General features: G+C 55.0%; 23 protein-coding genes. 10 read left to right on the forward strand and 13 right to left on the reverse strand.

Translation table 11 applies throughout. From position 1 onward, the window contains the following. Positions 1-25: 25 nt before the first annotated feature. The 4 genes from SP99_RS01820 to aspA all read right to left on the reverse strand — a co-directional run bounded on the left by SP99_RS01820 (position 26) and on the right by aspA (position 5,002). Positions 26-1,735, reverse strand: a complete 1,710-nt coding sequence (locus SP99_RS01820) for a protein-disulfide reductase DsbD (protein ID WP_047957579.1) — start codon at positions 1,733-1,735, stop codon at positions 26-28. Beyond that, on the reverse strand, positions 1,711-2,034 hold the full coding sequence (gene cutA / locus SP99_RS01825; protein ID WP_025758221.1) for a divalent cation tolerance protein CutA: 324 nt from the start codon (positions 2,032-2,034) through the stop codon (positions 1,711-1,713). The genes SP99_RS01820 and cutA overlap by 25 nt, the downstream gene beginning before the upstream one ends. 113 nt (positions 2,035-2,147) lie before the next feature. After that, complete coding sequence (locus SP99_RS01830; RefSeq protein ID WP_013095257.1) at positions 2,148-3,449, reverse strand: anaerobic C4-dicarboxylate transporter; 1,302 nt, start codon at positions 3,447-3,449, stop codon at positions 2,148-2,150. Between the two features lie 116 nt (positions 3,450-3,565). Further along, entirely contained in the window at positions 3,566-5,002 is a 1,437-nt protein-coding gene (gene aspA, locus SP99_RS01835; protein ID WP_003855923.1) for an aspartate ammonia-lyase, read from the reverse strand. Positions 5,003-5,337: 335 nt separating this feature from the next. Between aspA and SP99_RS01845 the strand changes: the two genes are divergently transcribed. Next, positions 5,338-5,802, forward strand: a complete 465-nt coding sequence (locus SP99_RS01845; RefSeq protein ID WP_025758222.1) for an FxsA family protein — start codon at positions 5,338-5,340, stop codon at positions 5,800-5,802. A 36-nt stretch (positions 5,803-5,838) separates the two neighbouring features. On the opposite strand, the gene yjeH is transcribed toward SP99_RS01845, so the two are convergent. Beyond that, a complete protein-coding gene (gene yjeH, locus SP99_RS01850) occupies positions 5,839-7,059 on the reverse strand; it encodes an L-methionine/branched-chain amino acid transporter (protein ID WP_047957580.1) in 1,221 nt (406 codons plus the stop codon). 179 nt (positions 7,060-7,238) lie between these two features. On the opposite strand from yjeH, the gene SP99_RS01855 reads away from it, so the two are divergent. The 3 genes from SP99_RS01855 to SP99_RS01865 all read left to right on the forward strand — a co-directional run bounded on the left by SP99_RS01855 (position 7,239) and on the right by SP99_RS01865 (position 9,695). Then, positions 7,239-7,532, forward strand: coding sequence for a co-chaperone GroES (locus SP99_RS01855; RefSeq protein WP_003855929.1), 294 nt, complete (start codon positions 7,239-7,241; stop codon positions 7,530-7,532). 31 nt (positions 7,533-7,563) lie between these two features. Further along, the gene (gene groL / locus SP99_RS01860) at positions 7,564-9,207 is read left to right on the forward strand and encodes a chaperonin GroEL (protein WP_025758225.1); all 1,644 of its coding nucleotides are present in this window, start codon (positions 7,564-7,566) and stop codon (positions 9,205-9,207) included. 134 nt (positions 9,208-9,341) lie between these two features. Then, positions 9,342-9,695, forward strand: coding sequence for a DUF4156 domain-containing protein (locus SP99_RS01865; RefSeq protein WP_025758226.1), 354 nt, complete (start codon positions 9,342-9,344; stop codon positions 9,693-9,695). 61 nt (positions 9,696-9,756) lie between these two features. Here SP99_RS01865 and epmB read toward each other — a convergent pair whose 3' ends face one another. Further along, positions 9,757-10,785 (reverse strand): EF-P beta-lysylation protein EpmB, encoded by a 1,029-nt coding sequence (gene epmB / locus SP99_RS01870; RefSeq protein WP_047957581.1) that lies wholly within the window; start codon positions 10,783-10,785, stop codon positions 9,757-9,759. A gap of 40 nt (positions 10,786-10,825) precedes the next feature. Here epmB and efp point away from each other — a divergent pair, with 40 nt between their 5' ends. From efp to ecnB, 3 genes are all read left to right on the forward strand, one after another. Continuing rightward, complete coding sequence (efp, locus tag SP99_RS01875; protein ID WP_025758229.1) at positions 10,826-11,392, forward strand: elongation factor P; 567 nt, start codon at positions 10,826-10,828, stop codon at positions 11,390-11,392. A gap of 48 nt (positions 11,393-11,440) precedes the next feature. Continuing rightward, the gene (locus SP99_RS01880; protein ID WP_045286609.1) at positions 11,441-11,572 is read left to right on the forward strand and encodes an entericidin A/B family lipoprotein; all 132 of its coding nucleotides are present in this window, start codon (positions 11,441-11,443) and stop codon (positions 11,570-11,572) included. A gap of 108 nt (positions 11,573-11,680) precedes the next feature. Continuing rightward, positions 11,681-11,827, forward strand: a complete 147-nt coding sequence (ecnB, locus tag SP99_RS01885) for a lipoprotein toxin entericidin B (RefSeq protein ID WP_003025482.1) — start codon at positions 11,681-11,683, stop codon at positions 11,825-11,827. 37 nt (positions 11,828-11,864) lie between these two features. On the opposite strand, the gene SP99_RS01890 is transcribed toward ecnB, so the two are convergent. After that, entirely contained in the window at positions 11,865-12,464 is a 600-nt protein-coding gene (locus SP99_RS01890; protein WP_025758234.1) for a helix-turn-helix transcriptional regulator, read from the reverse strand. A gap of 261 nt (positions 12,465-12,725) precedes the next feature. Between SP99_RS01890 and sugE the strand changes: the two genes are divergently transcribed. Next, positions 12,726-13,043 carry a quaternary ammonium compound efflux SMR transporter SugE gene (gene sugE / locus SP99_RS01895; RefSeq protein ID WP_006178944.1) on the forward strand — a complete coding sequence of 106 codons (318 nt, stop codon included), beginning with the start codon at positions 12,726-12,728 and terminating at the stop codon, positions 13,041-13,043. Here sugE and SP99_RS01900 read toward each other — a convergent pair. Continuing rightward, positions 13,040-13,570: a lipocalin family protein gene (locus SP99_RS01900; RefSeq protein ID WP_047957582.1), complete on the reverse strand. Its 531-nt coding sequence runs from the start codon at positions 13,568-13,570 to the stop codon at positions 13,040-13,042. The genes sugE and SP99_RS01900 overlap by 4 nt on opposite strands. Positions 13,571-13,676: 106 nt before the next feature. Next, complete coding sequence (gene blaACT, locus SP99_RS01905; protein ID WP_047957583.1) at positions 13,677-14,822, reverse strand: ACT family cephalosporin-hydrolyzing class C beta-lactamase; 1,146 nt, start codon at positions 14,820-14,822, stop codon at positions 13,677-13,679. A 132-nt stretch (positions 14,823-14,954) separates the two neighbouring features. Between blaACT and ampR the strand changes: the two genes are divergently transcribed. Then, entirely contained in the window at positions 14,955-15,830 is an 876-nt protein-coding gene (ampR, locus tag SP99_RS01910) for a LysR family transcriptional regulator AmpR (RefSeq protein WP_047957584.1), read from the forward strand. 29 nt (positions 15,831-15,859) lie between these two features. Here the strand turns inward: ampR and frdD are convergent, their stop codons facing one another. The 4 genes from frdD to frdA are packed head-to-tail and all read right to left on the reverse strand — an operon-like array spanning position 15,860 to position 19,153. Then, positions 15,860-16,219, reverse strand: a complete 360-nt coding sequence (gene frdD / locus SP99_RS01915) for a fumarate reductase subunit FrdD (RefSeq protein WP_000609653.1) — start codon at positions 16,217-16,219, stop codon at positions 15,860-15,862. A 10-nt stretch (positions 16,220-16,229) separates the two neighbouring features. Next, positions 16,230-16,625, reverse strand: a complete 396-nt coding sequence (gene frdC / locus SP99_RS01920; protein ID WP_025758238.1) for a fumarate reductase subunit FrdC — start codon at positions 16,623-16,625, stop codon at positions 16,230-16,232. Between the two features lie 10 nt (positions 16,626-16,635). Then, positions 16,636-17,370: a fumarate reductase iron-sulfur protein gene (frdB, locus tag SP99_RS01925; RefSeq protein ID WP_028016426.1), complete on the reverse strand. Its 735-nt coding sequence runs from the start codon at positions 17,368-17,370 to the stop codon at positions 16,636-16,638. Further along, the gene (gene frdA / locus SP99_RS01930) at positions 17,363-19,153 is read right to left on the reverse strand and encodes a fumarate reductase (quinol) flavoprotein subunit (RefSeq protein ID WP_047957585.1); all 1,791 of its coding nucleotides are present in this window, start codon (positions 19,151-19,153) and stop codon (positions 17,363-17,365) included. Before frdA ends, frdB begins: the two co-directional genes overlap by 8 nt. A 310-nt stretch (positions 19,154-19,463) precedes the next feature. Here frdA and epmA point away from each other — a divergent pair, with 310 nt between their 5' ends. Next, positions 19,464-20,441: an elongation factor P--(R)-beta-lysine ligase gene (gene epmA / locus SP99_RS01935; RefSeq protein WP_025758243.1), complete on the forward strand. Its 978-nt coding sequence runs from the start codon at positions 19,464-19,466 to the stop codon at positions 20,439-20,441. Positions 20,442-20,463: the final 22 nt, after the last annotated feature.

Consider the following 20,463-nt stretch of genomic DNA (forward strand, 5'->3'; position numbering starts at 1 on the left):
CGGTTTGTCCCGTCTAAAGTGTTGTTTACGGTTGGCGATTGCGCAAATGCGCGCTGAATGCCGTTGCATCCATAAACCCGGTGACACGCTGTTCTGGCTGCTCTTCCCCCTGTTCATTGAAGAACAAAATGGTGGGCAGACCAAGAACGTTAAGGTGTTTCAACAGCGCCTTGTCCTGCGCACTGTTGGCGGTGACGTTTGCCTGGAGCAGCAGCGTCTCATTCAGCCCGCGTTGCACCTGTGGATCGCTAAAGGTGTATTTTTCAAACTCTTTGCAGGCGACACACCAGTCTGCATAGAGATCGAGCATCACCGGTTTACCTTTCGCCTCCGCCAGGGCGCTGTTGAGTTCTTCCACGTTCTTAATCTGGGTGAAGTTTAGATGCGCCTGCGTCTGACCCACGGGTGAACCAAACGCCCAGTCCTGCAGCGGGCGTACGCTCACCAGCGCGGCCGCGAGAAGAAGAATTTGCACCAGGCGCATCCACGCTTTTTTCGCCCCCAGGCTGACGATAAACGCCCAGGCAAAGAAGGTCACACCGAGCATCGCCCACAGGCGCATACCCCAGACGTCACCGATGATGCGTTCGAGAAGGAAAACGGGCAGCGCGAGAATGACAAAGCCAAACGCGGTTTTCACCGTCTCCATCCACGGGCCGCTCTTTGGCAGCAGGCGGTTGCCAAATACTGTCACCAGCACCAGCGGCAGGCCCATGCCCAGCGCATAGAGATAAAGTGTTCCGCCCCCAAGCCACATATTACCGCTCTGGGCGATATAGAGCAGGATGGCGCTCAGCGGGGCGGTGGTACAGGGAGAGCAAATTAATCCGGCGATGGCCCCCATGACAAACACGCCACCTGCCGACCCCCCTTGCTGACGGTTACTCATCAACGTTAGACGGGTTTGCAGCGCCGACGGCAGCTGCAGGGTAAACAGGCCGAACATCGACAATGCCAGCAGGATGAAGACAACCGACAAGCCAATCAGCACGTAAGGGTGCTGAAGGGCGGCCTGGAACTGTAACCCCGCAGCGGCAACCACAAGGCCAAGGGCGGTATAGGTTAACGCCATCCCCTGCACATAAATAAAGGCCAACAGCAGGGCGCGTGCGGTGGAAAGGCGTTGCTTACCCCCCAGCACGATGCCGGAGATAAGCGGATACATCGGCAGTACGCAGGGAGTAAAGGCAATGCCAATGCCAATCAGTAAGGCCCAAAGCGCTGAGAATGGAAGGTCTGACGCGGCTTCGCCTTCTCCCCTCACCCTGGCCCTCTCCCCAGAGGGGAGAGGGGAAAAGGCAGCCGCCGCCTTCACTTCGCTGAGCGGAACGATCTTCGTTTCTGGCGGATAGCAGAATCCGGCATCCGCACAGCCCTGATAGGTCACCGTCAGGGTCGCGCCTTTATCCGCCTGATTCACGGTAACAGGCACGCTTAAGCGCTGGCGGTAGATCTCACTCTTGCCGTAAAACTCGTCCTTGTGCCACTCGCCAGCAGGCAGTTGTAAAGCCCCTACGTTTGCCTGGGCAGGGGTAATGCTTACCTGCTTGCGGTAGAGATAATAGCCCTCTTTCACCTGCCAGGTGAGGGTCAGGTCGTGCTGGTTTTGTTGAAAATCAAAAACAAACGCCTGATCGGCCGGAATGAAGTTCGAACGGCCGGGCGCGTCAAACAACCCGGCAAAGACTGATGTGCTGCACAGCAGCAGGATCAGCGTAAGGAAGCGTTGAGCCATGAGAGATAGTCGTTATCACCGTGGAGCACGGGCAATACCAGCAGCTCCGGAGTTTGGTAAGGATGATGAGATTTGAGGCAGTCGAGCAGTGCCTGCTGATTCGCCTGATTGGTTTTGAGCAACATCTGGACTTCGTACTCCTGCTCCAGTTTGCCCTCCCAGTAGTAAAGGGAAGTGGCACCGGGAAGGAGTGTTACACAGGCGGCCAGTTTTTCGGCCAGCACTTTGGCGGCGAGATCCTGGGCGGAAGCTTCATCAGGGGCGGTACACAGTACGACAACAGCATCAGGCGTGTTCATAAGTCGACCTCCTCATCACGAAAGGCTTCACTATATCACGCAAGACAATAGGTCATTAATGAAACGGGCCGCAGAGCGGCCCAATTTTAACTATTTTTACAACCCGCAACGGTTTACAGCACCACGCCCCCGATGATAAAGCCGAGGATGACGCACAGCGTAATCGCGACCACACCTGGGATCAGGAATGCATGGTTAAACACGTACTTACCGATACGGGTAGAGCCGGTGTCATCCATCTCTACCGCCGCCAGCAGGGTTGGGTAGGTTGGCAGCACGAACAGGGCAGAGACGGCAGCAAACGAGGCGATGGCGGTTAACGGCGTTACGCCCAGCATCAGTGCCGCAGGCATCAGCGCTTTGGTGGTCGCCGCCTGAGAGTAAAGCAGGGTGGCAGCAAAGAACAGCACGACCGCCAGCAGCCACGGATAGTTGTGCAGCAGGTCGCCAGCGACGGTCTGGATATCACTGATGTGCGCTTTCACGAAGGTATCACCCAGCCAGGCTACACCCAGCACGCACACACAGGCGCTCATACCGGATTTGAAGGTGCTGGCGTTCAGCACTTCGCTGGTATCAATTTTACAGGTGATGCTAATCAGCGTGGCGATGGTCAGCATGAATACAACGATCGCTTCGTTACGCGGCAGGACCGGGTTCTGGATCAGACCTACGGTGTCACTGATGGCGGTCGCGTAGAACATGACGGCGACGATACCGATCAGGAACAGCACCACAGAACGTTTTGCGTGCGGCTTCAGCTTGAAGACCTGGCTGCCGCGCAGGCTCACTTCACCCTTGGCAAGGCGTTCCTGATAAACCGGATCGTCTTTCAGTTCAGCGCCAAGGAAGTTACACAGCACAGCGGTGATCATCACCGCAATCAGCGTTACCGGAATACAGATCGCCAGCAGTGTCAGGTAGCTCACGCCCATGGGTTCCAGGATACCGGCAAAGAACACCACCGCCGCGGAAATAGGCGAGGCGGTTATCGCAATCTGGGACGCCACCACCGCAATAGAGAGTGGGCGAGACGGACGAATGCCCTGCTCTTTTGCCACTTCGGTAATCACCGGCAGCGTGGAGAAGGCGGTGTGGCCAGTACCGGCGAGAATGGTCATAAACCAGGTCACCAGCGGGGCAAGGAAGGTAATGTATTTTGGATGACGGCGCAGCATACGCTCCGCCAGACTGACCAGATAGTCCATGCCGCCAGCCACCTGCATGGCGGCGATAGCGGCAATAACGGCCATGATGATTTCGATAACGTCAAACGGGATAGCGCCGGGTTTAATCTGAAAGATAAGGGTAAGAACGAGCACCCCGAGACCGCCGGCAAAACCGATGCCGATACCCCCGAGTCTTGCTCCCAAATAAATCGCCAACAGGACGATGACGAGTTCTGCTCCAAACATAAGGACCTGCCTTGCTTATTAACAAGTTGATATTGAATTGTTGTATTTTGGTAACGCCTAAAAAGAAAAAAGGCACGTCACAAGTGACGTGCCTTTCGGAAGCTTAGCCTGAACGGTTACTGTTCGCTTTCATCGGTATATCGTTTCGCTTTATATGCCGGGTGCATCAGATTCTGGGCCGAGAAGATATCGTCCAGCTCGGCTTCGGTCAACAGCCCGCGCTCCAGCACCACTTCACGCACGCTCTTACCGGTTTCGGCACAAATCTTACCGACGATGTCGCCGTTGTGGTGACCGATGAACGGGTTGAGGTAAGTGACGATCCCGATGGAGTTATAAACATAACCTTCACAGACTTCTTTATTCGCTGTGATGCCGTTAATGCATTTTTCCAGCAGGTTGTAGCAGGCGTTAGTCAGGATGTGGATGGATTCGAACATCGCCTGACCAATCACTGGCTCCATTACGTTCAGCTGCAGCTGACCCGCTTCGGAGGCCATGGTCACGGTCGTATCGTTACCGATGACTTTGAAGCACACCTGGTTCACCACTTCTGGCACTACCGGGTTTACTTTGGCCGGCATGATGGAGGAACCCGCCTGCAGTTCTGGCAGGTTGATTTCGTTCAGGCCAGCGCGCGGGCCGGAAGAGAGCAGGCGCAGGTCATTACAAATTTTGGACAGTTTCACCGCCAGACGTTTCAGGGCACTGTGTACCATGACGTAGGCGCCGCAGTCTGAGGTGGCTTCAATCAGGTCTTCTGCAGGCACCACCGGCAGGTTAGAGACTTCCGCCAGCTTCTGTACCGCCAGCTGCTGATAGCCGTCCGGGGTGTTCAGACGTGTACCGATGGCGGTGGCGCCCAGGTTCACTTCCAGCAGCAGTTCGGAGGTGCGCAGCAGGTTTTTAGTTTCTTCGTTCAGCAGCACGTTAAACGCGTGGAACTCCTGACCGAGGGTCATTGGCACCGCGTCCTGCAGCTGGGTACGACCCATTTTCAGGATATCCTGGAACTCAACCGCTTTGCGCTGGAAGCCATCGCCCAGCTGGTTGATCGCGTCCACCAGTTTCACCACAGAGGCATACACCGCGATACGGAAGCCGGTAGGGTAGGCGTCGTTGGTGGACTGGCATTTGTTCACGTGGTCGTTCGGGTTCAGGTACTGGTATTCACCTTTCTGGTGACCCATCAGCTCCAGGCCAATGTTTGCCAGTACTTCGTTGGTATTCATGTTGACGGAGGTGCCCGCGCCGCCCTGATAGACGTCAACCGGGAACTGGTCCATGCATTTGCCGTTGTTCAGCACTTCATCGCAGGCCGCGATAATCGCATTTGCCGCGCTTTTAGGAATGGTTTGCAGCTCTTTGTTGGCCAGTGCTGCGGCTTTCTTCACCATCACCATGCCACGGACAAACTCAGGGATGTCGCTGATTTTGCTGTTGCTGATGTAGAAGTTTTCAATCGCTCTCAGAGTGTGAACACCGTAGTAGGCATCCGCTGGAACTTCCCTGGTACCCAACAAGTCTTCTTCGATACGAATGTTGTTTAACATGTGAACCTTCTTTTCAAGCTGCCGATGGATTGTACTAAACACACAGTATTTATGTGGTTTTGAATATTTTCTGGCCGACGATTATTCCCTCAATCAGCCAGATGCCCGAGATCATATGCTGATGATAGCGAATTGCCGTAATCTGGATCACTTATTATCGACCCGATTCCATGATAATTATTAATCTGTGAAATGAGTCACCGCTTTAATATTTCCAAAAAAAATATCCGTGCAAACTGATTGAATTTTCGCTAACCGTCACCATCTCATACAAACGCGCGTCGCGAACACATTCAGACAGGGGCTTGATGGCCTCTGCCACACAGGAGATGCCAGTGCGCTGGATACCGTTTATCGCTTTCTTTCTCTATGTTTACATTGAGATTTCCATTTTCATCCAGGTCGCCCATGTGCTGGGCGTCCTGCTGACCCTGATTCTGGTGATTTTCACCTCCGTCATCGGCATGTCGCTGGTGCGTAACCAGGGCTTCAAAAATTTCCTGATAATGCAGCAGAAGATGGCCGCAGGCGAAAGCCCGGCAGCAGAGATGATCAAAAGCGTATCGCTGATTATTGCCGGTCTGCTGCTGATCCTGCCGGGATTCTTCACCGACTTCCTCGGCCTTCTGCTGCTTCTGCCGCCAGTGCAAAAGCACCTGACCATGAAGCTGCTGCCGCATCTGCGCTTTAGCCGTATGCCGGGCGGTGGTTTTAGTACCGGGCCAGGGGATACCTTTGAAGGGGAGTATCAGCGTAAGGATGAACAACACGACCGTTTAGATCACAAAGACGATCGGTGATTTTGTTGCCCGGTGGCGCTTCGCTTACCGGGCCTGTTAAAGCACCAGCCACAGCCCCGCCAGCATGATAATGGCGTACAGACTTTTCCATCCCACCATCGCCAGTAACAGCAGGCAAAGCATACCTCCCACCGCGGCCAGGGCTTTATAGCGACCGCTCATCAGACGACAACCCGCCAGCATGCACAGCAGATAGATCATGATGAAAATACCGTTGGCGTAGACGATGAGCGCGTCCAGATTGATCTTCAGTGCGTAAATGCACAGCGTACTCACCACGCAGCAGCCCAGCACGGCATTCAGAGCATTCAAGGGAAGCTGACGTTTAGACAGACGCGCAAGGCGGCTCCGGGGCTTCTCGCGCGCCTGTGACCACACCAGACGGGCAAAGCTCTGGATGTAAATATTCAGGCTGGCAAAACAGGCCAGATAGCCAATAACGCAGGCGATCCACAGCGCCTTCACGCCAAACAGTTCAACCACGATACCCGGCAGTGATGCCGCGGCGGCGAGATCCGCTCCGAAAGCGTTGAAGTGCAACACCAGCACGGTACAAGCCCAGTAGACCGTGCCTGCCAGCAGCAGGCCTATCATCAGCGCGCGGGGAAAATCACGTTCAGGCTGCTTAAATTCCGACGCCAGATGGGCAAAGGCTTCCAGACCGACAAAACACCAGAACATGACGGAGAGCGCGGCAAAAAGCTGTGAGTGATTGACGTCCGTCACGGCCGGGAAGGGAATCTCTTTTACGGTGATATCGCCAGCCCACCAGATAGCGGCAACGAGCGCGACAATCAGCACCGCAACCAGTGTCTGCAGGTTGGCGCTGGAGCTGGCTCCGCGTGAACCCACCCACCAGACGATAGCCAGCGTACCCAGTTCGGCCAGCAGCAGTTGCTCGTCATGCCAGCCAAACAGCGCCTGGCCAAAGCCGGTCGCAATATGCAACGCCGCAGGCAGCCCAACCGGAATGACGGAGAGAAACAGCCAGCCGGTCACACGCTCCAGTCGCGGGCCAAAGGCCAGCCCGACAAAATGCGCCACGCCGCCCGCGCTGGGGAAATGCCGCCCCAGGATGGCAAACACAATGGCAATCGGGAAAACCAGCACAATCAGAACGGGCCACGCCCACAGACTGTTATTGCCGGCTACCAGTGCCGCCAGCGCGGGTACGGCGAACACGCCTGTTCCTAACAAGGAGGTTGAGAGCAGGCCAACGCCTTGCGCCAGCCCCAGTTCCTGCTTGAGTCCACTCATTGACATCGCCCAGCCAATACTAAAAGAGAGGCGATGGTAACACTTTCGCAAATTTTTTTTTCAACTCCCCCTTGAAGGGGTAAAAAGCTATCCCCATCTCTCAGGGCACTAGTCGGAAAACCGCATGCGGGCCGGCGTCATCCATAACTGATAATGACTTTCTCAAAGGAGAGCTATCAATGAGTATTCGTCCGTTACATGATCGTGTGATCGTCAAACGTAAAGAAGTTGAAACCAAGTCTGCTGGCGGTATCGTTCTGACCGGTTCTGCAGCAGCCAAATCAACGCGTGGCGAAATCATCGCTGTCGGTAAGGGCCGCATCCTGGAAAACGGAACTGTGCAGCCACTGGACGTTAAAGTTGGTGACATCGTAATTTTCAACGATGGCTACGGCGTGAAATCCGAGAAGATCGACAATGAAGAAGTGTTGATCATGTCCGAGAGCGACATTCTGGCAATTGTTGAAGCGTAATTTACGCACGAGAATTTGAGGAAATAAGAACATGGCAGCTAAAGACGTAAAATTCGGTAACGACGCTCGTGTAAAAATGCTCCGCGGCGTAAACGTACTGGCAGATGCAGTTAAAGTGACCCTGGGCCCAAAAGGCCGCAACGTAGTGCTGGATAAATCCTTCGGCGCGCCAACCATCACTAAAGATGGTGTGTCTGTTGCACGTGAAATCGAGCTGGAAGACAAGTTCGAAAACATGGGTGCGCAGATGGTGAAAGAAGTTGCCTCTAAAGCGAACGACGCTGCAGGCGACGGTACCACCACCGCGACCGTACTGGCGCAGGCGATCATCACCGAAGGTCTGAAAGCCGTTGCGGCAGGCATGAACCCAATGGATCTGAAACGTGGTATCGACAAAGCTGTCGCTGCTGCTGTTGAAGAACTGAAAGCGCTGTCCGTACCGTGCTCTGACTCTAAAGCCATTGCTCAGGTAGGTACTATCTCCGCTAACTCCGACGAAACCGTAGGTAAACTGATCGCAGAAGCGATGGACAAAGTCGGTAAAGAAGGCGTTATCACCGTTGAAGACGGTACCGGTCTGGAAGACGAACTGGACGTGGTTGAAGGTATGCAGTTCGACCGCGGTTACCTGTCTCCATACTTCATCAACAAGCCTGAAACTGGCGCTGTTGAGCTGGAAAGCCCGTTCATCCTGCTGGCTGACAAGAAAATCTCCAACATCCGTGAAATGCTGCCAGTGCTGGAAGCCGTTGCAAAAGCAGGCAAACCGCTGGTTATCATCGCTGAAGATGTTGAAGGCGAAGCGCTGGCAACGCTGGTGGTCAACACCATGCGCGGCATCGTGAAAGTGGCTGCGGTTAAAGCACCTGGCTTCGGCGATCGCCGTAAAGCGATGCTGCAGGATATCGCTACCCTGACCGGCGGTACCGTAATCTCTGAAGAGATCGGTATGGAGCTGGAAAAAGCGACCCTGGAAGACCTGGGCCAGGCAAAACGCGTTGTGATCAACAAAGACACCACCACCATCATCGATGGCGTGGGTGAAGAAGCCGCTATTCAGGGCCGTGTGGGTCAGATCCGTAAGCAGATCGAAGAAGCGACTTCCGATTACGACCGTGAAAAACTGCAGGAGCGCGTAGCGAAACTGGCAGGCGGTGTTGCGGTAATCAAAGTAGGTGCTGCGACCGAAGTTGAAATGAAAGAGAAGAAAGCGCGCGTTGACGATGCCCTGCACGCGACCCGTGCTGCGGTAGAAGAAGGCGTTGTTGCGGGTGGTGGTGTTGCGCTGGTGCGCGTTGCCGCGAAACTGGCTGGCCTGACTGCGCAGAACGAAGATCAGAACGTGGGTATCAAAGTTGCGCTGCGCGCAATGGAAGCTCCTCTGCGTCAGATCGTGTCCAACGCCGGTGAAGAGCCATCAGTCGTGGCGAACAAAGTGAAAGCGGGCGAAGGTAACTACGGTTACAACGCAGCCACTGAAGAATACGGCAACATGATCGACTTCGGTATCCTGGACCCAACTAAAGTGACCCGTTCTGCTCTGCAGTACGCGGCATCTGTAGCGGGCCTGATGATCACTACCGAGTGCATGGTGACCGACCTGCCTAAAGGCGACGCACCAGACTTAGGTGCTGCAGGTATGGGCGGCATGGGCGGTATGGGCGGCATGATGTAATCGTGCGCTTTACCGCTTAGAATGTGAAAAACCCCCGGGCAGAAATGCTCGGGGGTTTTTCTTTTGGTCATCTTTTAGGTATAAGATTTACACACGGACAACTACTGTCCAGCTTATTGAAAACGAGGAATAACATGCGCGTAAAAGTCTGTGCAGGGATCGTAGGGGCAGCGTTGCTGCTGGCAGGTTGTAGTTCCAGCAATGAGCTGTCGGCAGCGGGCCAGGGTGTTCGCTTTGTAGAAGATAAGCCGGGCAACGAATGCCAGCTGTTAGGCACGGCAACCGGGGAGCAAAGTAACTGGATGTCAGGCCAGCATGGCGAAGAGGGCGGTTCAATGCGCGGTGCGGCGAATGCCCTGCGTAACCAGGCTGCGGCAATGGGCGGGAACGTGATTTACGGCGTGAGCAGCCCAACGCAGGGAATGCTGTCCAGCTTCGTGCCCACGGCCAGCCAGATGAGCGGCCAGGTCTACAAGTGCCCGAACTGATCGCCTTCTACTCTCTCCCTTAGCACCTGTAGGGCAGGTAAGCGTAGCGCCACCTGCCTTTTTAGCTCTGCCTTAGCTGCAAATCCAGCGGCGTCTTGCTCGGCTCACCGCCAATCTCACGTGCCAGCTTCGGCACCATATAGCCTGACACCAGCGTTAGCAGTTCACGCACGATCTGCCGGGCCTCTTCATCCGTCACCATGAAATGGGCTGCGCCCTGAACGCGATCCAGCACGTGCAGGTAATAGGGCAACACGCCTGCATCAAACAGGGCATTGCTCAGGTCTGCCAGCACGCGGGCGCTATCGTTCACGCCACGCAGCAGAACGCTCTGGTTCAACAGCGTTACCCCCGCCTTACGCAGACGTGACATCGCCGTGCGAAATGCATCGTCAATTTCATTGGCGTGGTTAATATGATTTACCAGCAGCACCTGCAACCGGGACTGCTCCAGTCGCGCCACCAGAGCGTCAGTGACACGTGCCGGAATGACAATCGGTAAACGGCTGTGAATGCGCAGACGCTTAATGTGCGGGATGGCTTCAAGCTGAGTCAGTAGCCAGTCCAGCTCATGATCTTTCGCCATCAGCGGGTCGCCACCGGAAAAAATAATCTCATCCAGCTCCGGATGGGCGGTGATATAGTCCAGCGCGACCTGCCAGTTGCGTTTATTGCCCTGGTTTTCGGCATACGGGAAGTGGCGACGGAAGCAATAACGACAATTTACCGCACAGCCGCCTTTTACCAGCAGCAGGGCGCGGTTGAGGTATTTGTGCAATAAACCTGGCACCACGCTGTTCTGTTCTTCCAGCGGATCGGTACTGTAGCCCGGCGCGGTAATGAACTCATCCTGAGAAGTAAGCGTCTGTTTTAACAAAGGATCGTCTGGGTTGCCTTTCTCCATTCTGGCAACAAACGCGCGGGGAACGCGCAGGGCAAAGAGGCGCTTAGCCTCCCGGCCTGCAAGCAACTCTGGGTGCTGATCGAGGTCTAAAAGACGCAGCAATTCATCAGGACTGGTGATTACATCGGCAAGTTGCGATAACCAATCTTCTCTGGACGGGGTGTTTAGGGTTACAATATGCGCCATTTTGTGGCTTAGCTACCAGTTAACAAATTTAGAGGGCCTTATGGCAACGTACTATAGCAACGATTTTCGTGCTGGTCTTAAAATCATGATGGACGGCGAACCGTACGCGGTTGAAGCCAGCGAATTCGTTAAACCAGGTAAAGGCCAGGCATTCGCACGCGTTAAGCTGCGCCGCCTGCTGACCGGTACCCGTGTTGAGAAAACCTTCAAGTCTACTGACTCCGCAGAAGGCGCTGATGTTGTTGATATGAACCTGACTTACCTGTACAACGACGGTGAGTTCTGGCACTTCATGAACAACGAAACCTTCGAGCAGCTGTCTGCTGACGCGAAAGCCATTGGCGACAATGCCAAATGGCTGCTGGATCAGGCTGAGTGCATCGTTACCCTGTGGAACGGCCAGCCTATCGCAGTGACTCCACCTAACTTTGTTGAGCTGGAAATCGTTGAAACCGATCCAGGCCTGAAAGGTGACACCGCAGGTACCGGCGGTAAACCAGCAACGCTGTCTACCGGCGCTGTGGTTAAGGTTCCTCTGTTCGTACAGACTGGCGAAGTGATCAAAGTGGATACCCGCTCCGGCGAATACGTATCACGCGTGAAGTAATCATAAGGGCGCAGCGCCCGCTGCGCCTGTTTTTTGCAGGCAGGGATGATGAAACGTACCGTTAAAATTCTGCTTCTGTTAGCGCTCTCCGCTGTATTGCTTTCCGGCTGCAACACCACGCGTGGCATGGGACAAGACATCCAGGATCTCGGTCATATCATTTCGCACGCCGCCAGCTAAGTTCGTCTAATTTTCCTAAAAATGCTTCCTTTTCCGTCAAGTGGCGGGATCTTGTCTATTCTTAAGTTGCTATACACAAAACAACTTTGGCTATAAAAGGAAGATATTATGGTTAAGAAGACAATTGCAGCGATCTTTTCAGTCCTGGTACTTTCTTCAGTATTAACAGCCTGTAATACCACGCGCGGCGTCGGTCAGGATATTTCTGAAGGTGGTAGCGCAATCTCTGGTGCGGCAACAAAAGCTCAGCAGTAATGCATAAACGGTACGGGACCACACGGGTTTCGTACCGTCAGCTTTCCGATTCCTGCAGGGATAAAAACGGTGAAAAACGCGTATCCATATGCAACTTCATACGAATATTGCGTTTATAGGTATAGACCGTTTTGCCGTTGATACTCAGGTGAGCGGCAATCTTCTGATTGCTGGCGCCATCCATCCATAACGTCAGTACTTTCTCTTCCTGTCGGGTCAGCAAGGGAGCCGCCATCGTTGGTCTGTCGGCGCTTGCGCGCGAGATTAATGCATCGTTGATGGCCGTAGCTACCTCTTCAAGACTGGCGTTTTTCAGCAACGACGACCATACCGGGAACTGCCCGAGCCAGTCTGTCATGCCGCTGTCCTCGCCCGATTGCAGCAAAATAAACGGTAACCGTTCACTGGCGTTAAGCAAAGAAGAGAGCTGCTGAAAATGGTGAATCTCCTGCCTGAAGCCGTACAGGTCAGCGATAACCAGCGTGGGTTTCCATTGCAGAATATGCTCCCTGGCCAGGAATAAATTATTCAGGCCGGTCACAACATAGTGTCCCGGGAACAAACCGGAATGATTGAGCCATGCTTCAAACCCCGCGCGGGTGAAGTGACAACGGTCAATCAAAAGAATTTTGAACATATTTTATTCGCAGTCGGCTAGTGGTTTGGCTTCCTGCCATCAGAAAGCATATCATCATAGAGAAGTCGGATGAGTGCTAAATGCCGGAACTACGCGCCATACTGCGGCTATTTCTTGCCTTAACGTGTTCAGCAAAAAGGGATTGAAAAAAAATCGCTCGCTAACCACAATAGGGGGCGTAATCTCTGCCTTACGGGACGACCCGTAAGCGTTTCTTTCACCGGGGACGGCCCCAACTTGCATTAAGTTAAGGTGCCTGAAATGTCCTGGATCATTCTTTTCATTGCCGGTCTGCTCGAAGTGGTATGGGCGATTGGCCTCAAATACACCCACGGCTTTACCCGCCTGACGCCCAGCGTCATTACTGTGACCGCGATGATAGTGAGCATTGTATTGTTGTCCTGGGCGATGCGATCGCTGCCTGTGGGGACCGCGTATGCCGTCTGGACGGGCATTGGTGCGGTTGGCGCTGCCATCACGGGGATCCTGCTGCTCGGTGAGTCAGCGAGTCTGGCACGTATTGCCAGCCTCGCGCTGATTGTTGCCGGGATCATTGGGCTGAAACTCAGCACCCATTAATGGGGTTGTTTTACCCAGATGAGTTTTGACACATCAAACCCTTGCCGGGTCGCGACGTCCAGCATCTGCTGTTTCATCGCCGATGAAATCGTTGGCGTGCGGGAGAGTATCCACAGGTAGTTGCGATCTGGCCCGCAGACCAGGGCATGGCGATACTCTCTGTCGAGGGCGATCACGTTATACCCGCCATAGAAGGGTCCAAAGAACGAGACTTTGAGCGCGGCTCTTCGCGGGTCGCCGGTGAAGTACGCTTTCCCAACCGACTGTTGCCACATCTCTCTGTCGGGATTATAGCCACGGTTGATCACCTGAATACCGCCATCATCCAGCGGGCTGTAATGCGCCGTAACCTTCTCTAAGCCCTGCTCAAACCGATGGTCGAGACGCGCGATTTCATACCATGTTCCGAGGAAGCGTTGTGCATCAAAAGGCGTAACGACGGTTACGCCGGGAGGCGGGGTAGGGGAACTGCAGGCAACCACTAAAAACGCGGCTGTCACCGCGGCGATAACAGGCAGAATGCGCATAGGAGTTTCCTTACTGTTTTTTGTTAAGTGTAGATGACAGCAGGAAAAATGCGGCGGATTGTGCGGTGTGTTTCACCGGGTGGCGAAGTCGCCACCCGGCAATGTTTTACTGCAGCGCGTCGAGAATACGGTATGCCGTCTCAACGCGTGCCGGATTCGGATAGCTTTTATTCGCCAGCATCACAATGCCGAGCTGTTTTTCAGGAATAAATGCCACGTAGCTCCCAAACCCACCGGTTGAGCCCGTTTTGTGTACCCAGGAGGCCTTAACCGGCGGTACCGGGGGATTGACTTCTCTGGCAGGCAACGGTGCCAGCGCCACCTTATTGTCGCTGCCCCCGACCACGGTTTTGGCATCGACCGGCCAGTTCAGCATTTCCCAGCCTAACCCCTGATACATGGCACCTACGCACCAGTAGCGGGATTGCGCCAGGGCAATCCCTTGTTTGAGAGAGCTATCCTGAAGGGCATCAGGAGCCATGTTTGCCATCACCCAGCTCGCCATATCTTTCACGTTGGTTTTTATGCCATAGGCTTCAGCGTCCAGCATCCCTGGAGAAACGTGTACCGCTTTACCGTCACGGTATCCCCAGGCGTAATGCGTCTCTTCCGCTTTTGGTACGTTAATCCACGTATGGTCGAGCCTGAGCGGCTTAAAGACCCGCTTCGTCATGGCTTCTTCAAAACTCATGTCGGAAGGTTTAACCGCGAGAGCACCAAAAAGACCGATGCTGGCGTTGGCATAAAGACGCGTGGTGCCCGGCTTCCACTGCGGCTGCCAGTTTTGATAAAAGCGCAGCAGAGAGGCGTTATCAGTGACGTCATCCGGTACCTGTAACGGCAACCCCCCTGCGGTATAGGTTGCCAGATCCAGCATGCGAATGCCCTGCCACTGTTTTCCTGTCAGCTCAGGCCAGTACCTTGTCACTGGATCGCCCAGCGAGATTTCACCGCGGGCAATCGCATCGCCACCCAATACGCCGGTGAAGGTTTTACTTATAGAGCCCAGCTCGAACAAAGTTTGAGGCGTAACAGGTTTATTCGCCGCGACATCCGCTTTGCCGAAGGTAAAGTAGTGCGGCTGGCCCTGATAAATTACCGCCACCGCCATACCCGGAATAGCCTGCGCGTTCATCAGCGGCGTAACGGCACGCTCCACCACTTTAGCCAGCTGTTTTTCTGACATGGGGGCGGCGAAGGCAGAGCAGGCAACAGTGAGCAGCAGGGCACAACTTAGGGATTTTTTCATCATCAGTTATCTTCCATAATCGCAGTTCAGGGGAGTGTCCGGGCCCGTCAGACCACTGTAGTCTGTTGGATTTGACTGTGGCTGACAAACGGTTAAATTTAGCATTAGATGTTAATTTTTCTAACGGACGAGACCATGACACGCAGCTATCTTCCCCTCAATTCGCTTCGGGCGTTCGAAGCTGCCGCCAGGCACCTTAGTTTTACGCATGCCGCTATCGAACTGAATGTCACCCATTCCGCGATCAGCCAGCATGTGAAGGCGCTGGAGCAGCATCTGAACTGCCAGCTGTTTGTCCGCGTTTCGCGCGGGCTGATGTTGACCACAGAAGGCGAGAACCTGCTGCCGGTACTGAATGATTCGTTCGACCGTATCGCCGGTATGCTGGATCGTTTTGCCAGCCATCGGGCGCAGGAGAAGCTGAAAATTGGCGTGGTGGGGACGTTTGCCACCGGAATGTTATTGTCGCAGCTGGACGATTTTCGCCGCTGCTATCCGCATATTGATCTTCAACTTTCGACTCACAACAATCGCGTCGATCCGGCAGCCGAAGGGCTTGATTACACCATCCGTTATGGCGGGGGAGCGTGGCACGGTACGGAAGCGACGTTTCTTTGTTCTGCGCCGCTGGCGCCGCTTTGCACGCCTGACATCGCTGCCGCGTTGCAGACCCCGGCCGATATCCTGAAGTTTACCCTGCTGCGCTCTTACCGGCGCGATGAGTGGAGCGCCTGGATGCAGGCGGCAGGAGAAAACTCTCCTTCACCAACGCACCGCGTGATGGTGTTTGATTCGTCAGTGACCATGCTGGAAGCCGCGCAGGCAGGCACCGGTATTGCTATTGCCCCTGTTAATATGTTTACCCATCTGCTTAACAGCGAGCGCATTGTACAACCTTTTACGACGCAGATTGACCTCGGCAGTTACTGGCTCACGAGGCTGCAGTCACGAGCCGAAACCCCGGCAATGTGTGAGTTTACCCAGTGGCTGGTGGGGAAAATGCAGAAATAACAGGCCCGCCGGACGGCGGGCCAGAGGAGTCAGATCGTGACCACGGCAATCAGCGTCACTACGGTCAGGATGGTCGCCAGACCGTAGAACACCCATTTGCCGCTCGGAACATGGATTTTCAGGTCATGCATCGCATGGTGAATACGGTGCAGTCCACACCACAGCGGCAGGACGATCATCAGGAAGATGAACACGCGACCGATAAAGCTGCTCGCGAACGCCAGGACGCGTTCGTAGCTCAGCGCATCGCCCGGAAACAGCCCCAGTGGCAGCATAATGCCCACCAGCAGGATGATGACGGGAGCGATGATGGCACTCCACATGCCGCCTGCGCCAAACAGACCCCAGAAAACCGGCTCGTCAGAACGTTTTGGATTTGGATTGATCACAGTAGTCTCCTTACCAGAACAGTGCGACAAACAGAATGACCACAGTGACGAGAACGGTCACTGCCCAGAGCCCTTTAATGACGGGTTCTGGCCCCATTTTCTCGTCTTTAATGATGATATTCGCCGCTTTTGGCGCCAGTTCAAACCAGGTTTTGGTATGAAGCAGCGCAGCCGCGAGCACAATCAGGTTCAGCACGACAATGATTGGGTTTTGCAGGAAGCCAACAAAATTCGCCCAGGCTTCCGGGCCATGCTTGAGGGCAAATACCCCATACATCAGCTCCAGGCTGAACCAGACCGCCGGTACTGCCGTGCCTTCACGCAGCATGTAGAAGCGATAAAACGGCAGGTTTTTCCACCAGGTGGACGGCACTGGCCGCACATAGGCTTTGCGTTTAGTCGTCATCATGCACTCCTTAGCGTGGTTTCAGGGTAGCGATAAGAAAGTCTTTCGAGCTTTCCACTTTACCCTGCTGAATGGCGGCGGCCGGGTCGACATGCTTCGGACAGACTTCGGAGCAATAACCCACAAATGTACAGCTCCAGACACCGTTCTGGCTGTTAAGCTGCGCCATACGTTCTTTTTTGCCGTGGTCGCGGCTGTCTTCGTTATAGCGGTGCGCCAGGGTAATGGCGGCCGGGCCGATGAACTCAGGGTTCAGGCCAAACTGTGGACAGGCGGCGTAGCACAGACCGCAGTTGATGCAGCCGGAGAACTGATGGTATTTCGCCATCTGGGCCGGCGTCTGGGTGTTGGGACCCTGATCCGGCGTGCGCGGGTTGCCAATAATGTACGGCTTGATGGCTTCCAGACTTTCGATAAAGTGGGTCATATCGACCACCAGATCGCGCTCAATCGGGAAGTTACCCAGCGCCTCCACCTTGATGCCTTTGGTATAGTCACGCAGGAAGGTCTTACACGCCAGCTTCGGCACTTTGTTGACCATCATGCCGCAGGAGCCGCAGATTGCCATGCGGCAGGACCAGCGGTAGCTCAGGTCCGGCGCCAGGTTATCTTTGATATAGCCGAGCGCATCCAGCAGGGAGGTTTGCTCGTCATAAGGCACTTCGTAGAAAGCGCTATGTGGCGCGGTGTCCACCTCCGGGTTGTAGCGCACCACTTCAACTTTCAGTTTTTGCATCTCAGCCATTCGCCTTCTCCTTCTTCTCGGCGGCTTCTGCTTCTGCACCGTACACGCGTTTTGCCGGTGGCAGCGTGGTGATTTTCACGTCGCTGTAGTCCAGACGTGTGGTGCCATCTGCATCGCGCCAGGCGAGCGTGTGTTTCAGGAAATTGACGTCGTCACGTTCGGTACAGCCTTCATCGAGACGCTGGTGTGCCCCGCGTGACTCTTTACGCGCCAGTGCAGAGTGCGCCATACATTCCGCCACGTTCAGGCCGTGACCCAACTCGATGGTATAGAGCAGGTCGGTGTTGAAGACGCTGGAGGTATCGGTGATGCGAACGCGCTTGAAGCGCTCCTGCAGTTCCGCCAGCTTATCGACGGTTTTTTGCATCAGCTCAGGGGTACGGTAGATACCGCAGCCCTCTTCCATCGACAGACCCATTTCATCACGAATTTTAGACCAGTTCTCGTTACCGTCCTGGTTCACCAGGTCTTTCAGACGTTTTTCAACGTCGGCGACCTGCGCGTCCAGCGCGGCACCGTTGGCTTCGCCTGCGGTAGCCGCTCGCTCCATCGCGCGCTCACCCGCCATGCGGCCAAAGACGACCAGCTCCGCCAGCGAGTTAGATCCAAGGCGGTTGGCGCCGTGCAGACCCACAGAGGAACACTCGCCCACGGCGAACAGACCTTTGATGCGGGTTTCACACTGCTGGTCGGTTTCGATTCCGCCCATGGTGTAGTGCGCCGTTGGGCGGACCGGAATCGGCTCTTTCACCGGGTCGACACCCACGTAAGCTTTCGCCAGCTCACAGATGAACGGCAGACGTTCCAGCAGTTTTTTCTCGCCGAGGTGGCGCAGGTCAAGATGGACCACATCGCCGCGCGGCGTGGAGATGGTGTTGCCTTTACGCCACTCGTGCCAGAAGGCCTGGGAGACTTTGTCACGTGGACCGAGCTCCATGTATTTGTTCTTCGGCTCACCGAGGGGTGTTTCCGGACCCATACCGTAATCCTGCAGATAGCGGTAGCCGTTTTTGTTGACCAGAATACCGCCTTCACCGCGGCAGCCTTCCGTCATCAGAATGCCGGAGCCGGGCAGGCCGGTAGGGTGATACTGCACAAACTCCATATCGCGCAGCGGTACGCCGTGGCTGAGCGCCATGCCCATGCCGTCGCCGGTGACGATGCCGCCGTTGGTGTTATAACGATAAACGCGTCCCGCACCGCCCGTCGCCATTACCACCGCATTGGCGCGGATCTGGACGAGCGTGCCTTCCATCATGTTCATCGCTACCAGGCCGCGCGCATGGCCGTCATCGACCAGAATGTCGAGGACGAAATGTTCGTCAAAGCGCTGAATTTGTGGGAACTGAAGAGAGGTCTGGAACAGGGTGTGCAACATGTGGAAGCCGGTTTTATCGGCGGCGAACCAGGTGCGTTCTATCTTCATACCGCCGAAGCGGCGAACGTTGACGCTGCCGTCCGGACGGCGACTCCACGGGCATCCCCACTGCTCAAGCTGGGTCATCTCCGTTGGACAGTGGTGGACAAAGTAGTCAACGACATCCTGTTCGCAAAGCCAGTCGCCCCCTGCAACCGTGTCGTGGAAATGGTATTCAAAGCTGTCATGATCCTGCGCAACGGCGGCGGACCCTCCTTCTGCGGCCACCGTGTGGCTGCGCATAGGGTAGACTTTAGAAATCAATGCGATTTTAGCGTTGGGATTAGCCTGCGCTGCAGCAATCGCAGCACGTAATCCAGCCCCGCCAGCGCCTATTACGGCAAGATCGGCCTGAAAAGTTTGCACGACATTCCTCCAGATTTTTGTTATTTCGCAACGCGACAAACTAAAGGTAGTTCACCCGTCCAAATGGACGATTGCGAAAGCGTTTCCACTGCTCCTTTATGGGTAAAACAGTATAACCGCGTAGATGTCAGGGAAATTTGACGTGTTCGATTTTTTTGCTGTTCTCTTCGGTGATTTATCATGGAGATTGATGAATTGCGTCACGCAATTGCTCACGTAAATGAAATCCGCTTTTTTACTGCGCAAAATTTGTCTCTGTCCCTGCTAACGAGTAGACTTCGTGCCCTTGTCTGAAATCGGAGAAATACCCATGAGCGAAACGGCCACCTGGCAGCCGAGCGCATCCATCCCTAATCTGCTAAAACGAGCTGCAATTATGACGGAGATCCGCCGTTTCTTTGCCGACCGTGGAGTCCTTGAGGTGGAAACGCCGTGCATGAGTCAGGCAACGGTAACGGATATTCATCTGGTCCCGTTTGAAACCCGTTTTGTTGGTCCTGGCCACTCTCAGGGCATGAATTTGTATCTGATGACCAGCCCGGAGTATCACATGAAGCGCCTGCTGGCGGCGGGATGTGGTCCGGTGTATCAGCTGTGCCGCAGCTTCCGTAATGAAGAGATGGGGCGCCATCACAATCCGGAATTCACCATGCTGGAGTGGTACCGCCCGCATTATGATATGTACCGCCTGATGAACGAGGTGGACGATCTGCTGCAGCAGGTGCTGGACTGCTCAGAGGCGGAAACGCTCTCCTATCAGCAGGCTTTCCAGCGTTATCTGGAAATTGATCCGTTATCGGCGGACAAAACTCAGCTGCGCGAAGTGGCGGCAAAGCTCGATCTGAGCAACGTGGCAGATACCGAAGAAGATCGCGATACGCTGCTGCAGCTGTTGTTCACCTTTGGCGTTGAACCTCAGATTGGCAAAGATCGTCCAACGTTTGTCTATCACTTCCCGGCAAGCCAGGCCTCGCTGGCGCAGATCAGCACCGAAGATCACCGCGTGGCTGAGCGTTTTGAGGTCTATTACAAAGGCATTGAGCTGGCGAATGGTTTCCACGAACTGACTGACGCACGCGAGCAGCAGCAGCGTTTCGAGCAGGATAACCGTAAGCGTGCCGCGCGCGGCCTGCCGCAGCAGCCCATCGATACTCACCTGCTGGAGGCGTTAAAAGCAGGCCTGCCGGATTGCTCCGGCGTGGCGCTGGGGGTGGATCGTTTGGTAATGCTGGCGCTGGGCGCGGAGCAGCTTGGCGATGTGATTGCGTTTACCGTCGATCGCGCCTGACGGCATTTGACCCTCTCCCGTG

This window comes from Enterobacter sp. BIDMC92 (assembly GCF_001030225.1).
GTDB lineage: Bacteria > Pseudomonadota > Gammaproteobacteria > Enterobacterales > Enterobacteriaceae > Enterobacter > Enterobacter sichuanensis.

What these genes read in the sequence shown, in the direction of transcription:
- SP99_RS01820 (WP_047957579.1), bottom strand. Translation starts at nt 1,735, where the DNA reads ATGGCTCAACGCTTCCTTACGCTGATCCTGCTGCTGTGCAGCACATCA.
- cutA (WP_025758221.1), bottom strand. Translation starts at nt 2,034, where the DNA reads ATGAACACGCCTGATGCTGTTGTCGTACTGTGTACCGCCCCTGATGAA.
- SP99_RS01830 (WP_013095257.1), bottom strand. Translation starts at nt 3,449, where the DNA reads ATGTTTGGAGCAGAACTCGTCATCGTCCTGTTGGCGATTTATTTGGGA.
- aspA (WP_003855923.1), bottom strand. Translation starts at nt 5,002, where the DNA reads ATGTTAAACAACATTCGTATCGAAGAAGACTTGTTGGGTACCAGGGAA.
- yjeH (WP_047957580.1), bottom strand. Translation starts at nt 7,059, where the DNA reads ATGAGTGGACTCAAGCAGGAACTGGGGCTGGCGCAAGGCGTTGGCCTG.
- SP99_RS01855 (WP_003855929.1), top strand. Translation starts at nt 7,239, where the DNA reads ATGAGTATTCGTCCGTTACATGATCGTGTGATCGTCAAACGTAAAGAA.
- groL (WP_025758225.1), top strand. Translation starts at nt 7,564, where the DNA reads ATGGCAGCTAAAGACGTAAAATTCGGTAACGACGCTCGTGTAAAAATG.
- SP99_RS01865 (WP_025758226.1), top strand. Translation starts at nt 9,342, where the DNA reads ATGCGCGTAAAAGTCTGTGCAGGGATCGTAGGGGCAGCGTTGCTGCTG.
- epmB (WP_047957581.1), bottom strand. Translation starts at nt 10,785, where the DNA reads ATGGCGCATATTGTAACCCTAAACACCCCGTCCAGAGAAGATTGGTTA.
- efp (WP_025758229.1), top strand. Translation starts at nt 10,826, where the DNA reads ATGGCAACGTACTATAGCAACGATTTTCGTGCTGGTCTTAAAATCATG.
- SP99_RS01880 (WP_045286609.1), top strand. Translation starts at nt 11,441, where the DNA reads ATGAAACGTACCGTTAAAATTCTGCTTCTGTTAGCGCTCTCCGCTGTA.
- ecnB (WP_003025482.1), top strand. Translation starts at nt 11,681, where the DNA reads ATGGTTAAGAAGACAATTGCAGCGATCTTTTCAGTCCTGGTACTTTCT.
- SP99_RS01890 (WP_025758234.1), bottom strand. Translation starts at nt 12,464, where the DNA reads ATGTTCAAAATTCTTTTGATTGACCGTTGTCACTTCACCCGCGCGGGG.
- sugE (WP_006178944.1), top strand. Translation starts at nt 12,726, where the DNA reads ATGTCCTGGATCATTCTTTTCATTGCCGGTCTGCTCGAAGTGGTATGG.
- SP99_RS01900 (WP_047957582.1), bottom strand. Translation starts at nt 13,570, where the DNA reads ATGCGCATTCTGCCTGTTATCGCCGCGGTGACAGCCGCGTTTTTAGTG.
- blaACT (WP_047957583.1), bottom strand. Translation starts at nt 14,822, where the DNA reads ATGATGAAAAAATCCCTAAGTTGTGCCCTGCTGCTCACTGTTGCCTGC.
- ampR (WP_047957584.1), top strand. Translation starts at nt 14,955, where the DNA reads ATGACACGCAGCTATCTTCCCCTCAATTCGCTTCGGGCGTTCGAAGCT.
- frdC (WP_025758238.1), bottom strand. Translation starts at nt 16,625, where the DNA reads ATGACGACTAAACGCAAAGCCTATGTGCGGCCAGTGCCGTCCACCTGG.
- frdB (WP_028016426.1), bottom strand. Translation starts at nt 17,370, where the DNA reads ATGGCTGAGATGCAAAAACTGAAAGTTGAAGTGGTGCGCTACAACCCG.
- epmA (WP_025758243.1), top strand. Translation starts at nt 19,464, where the DNA reads ATGAGCGAAACGGCCACCTGGCAGCCGAGCGCATCCATCCCTAATCTG.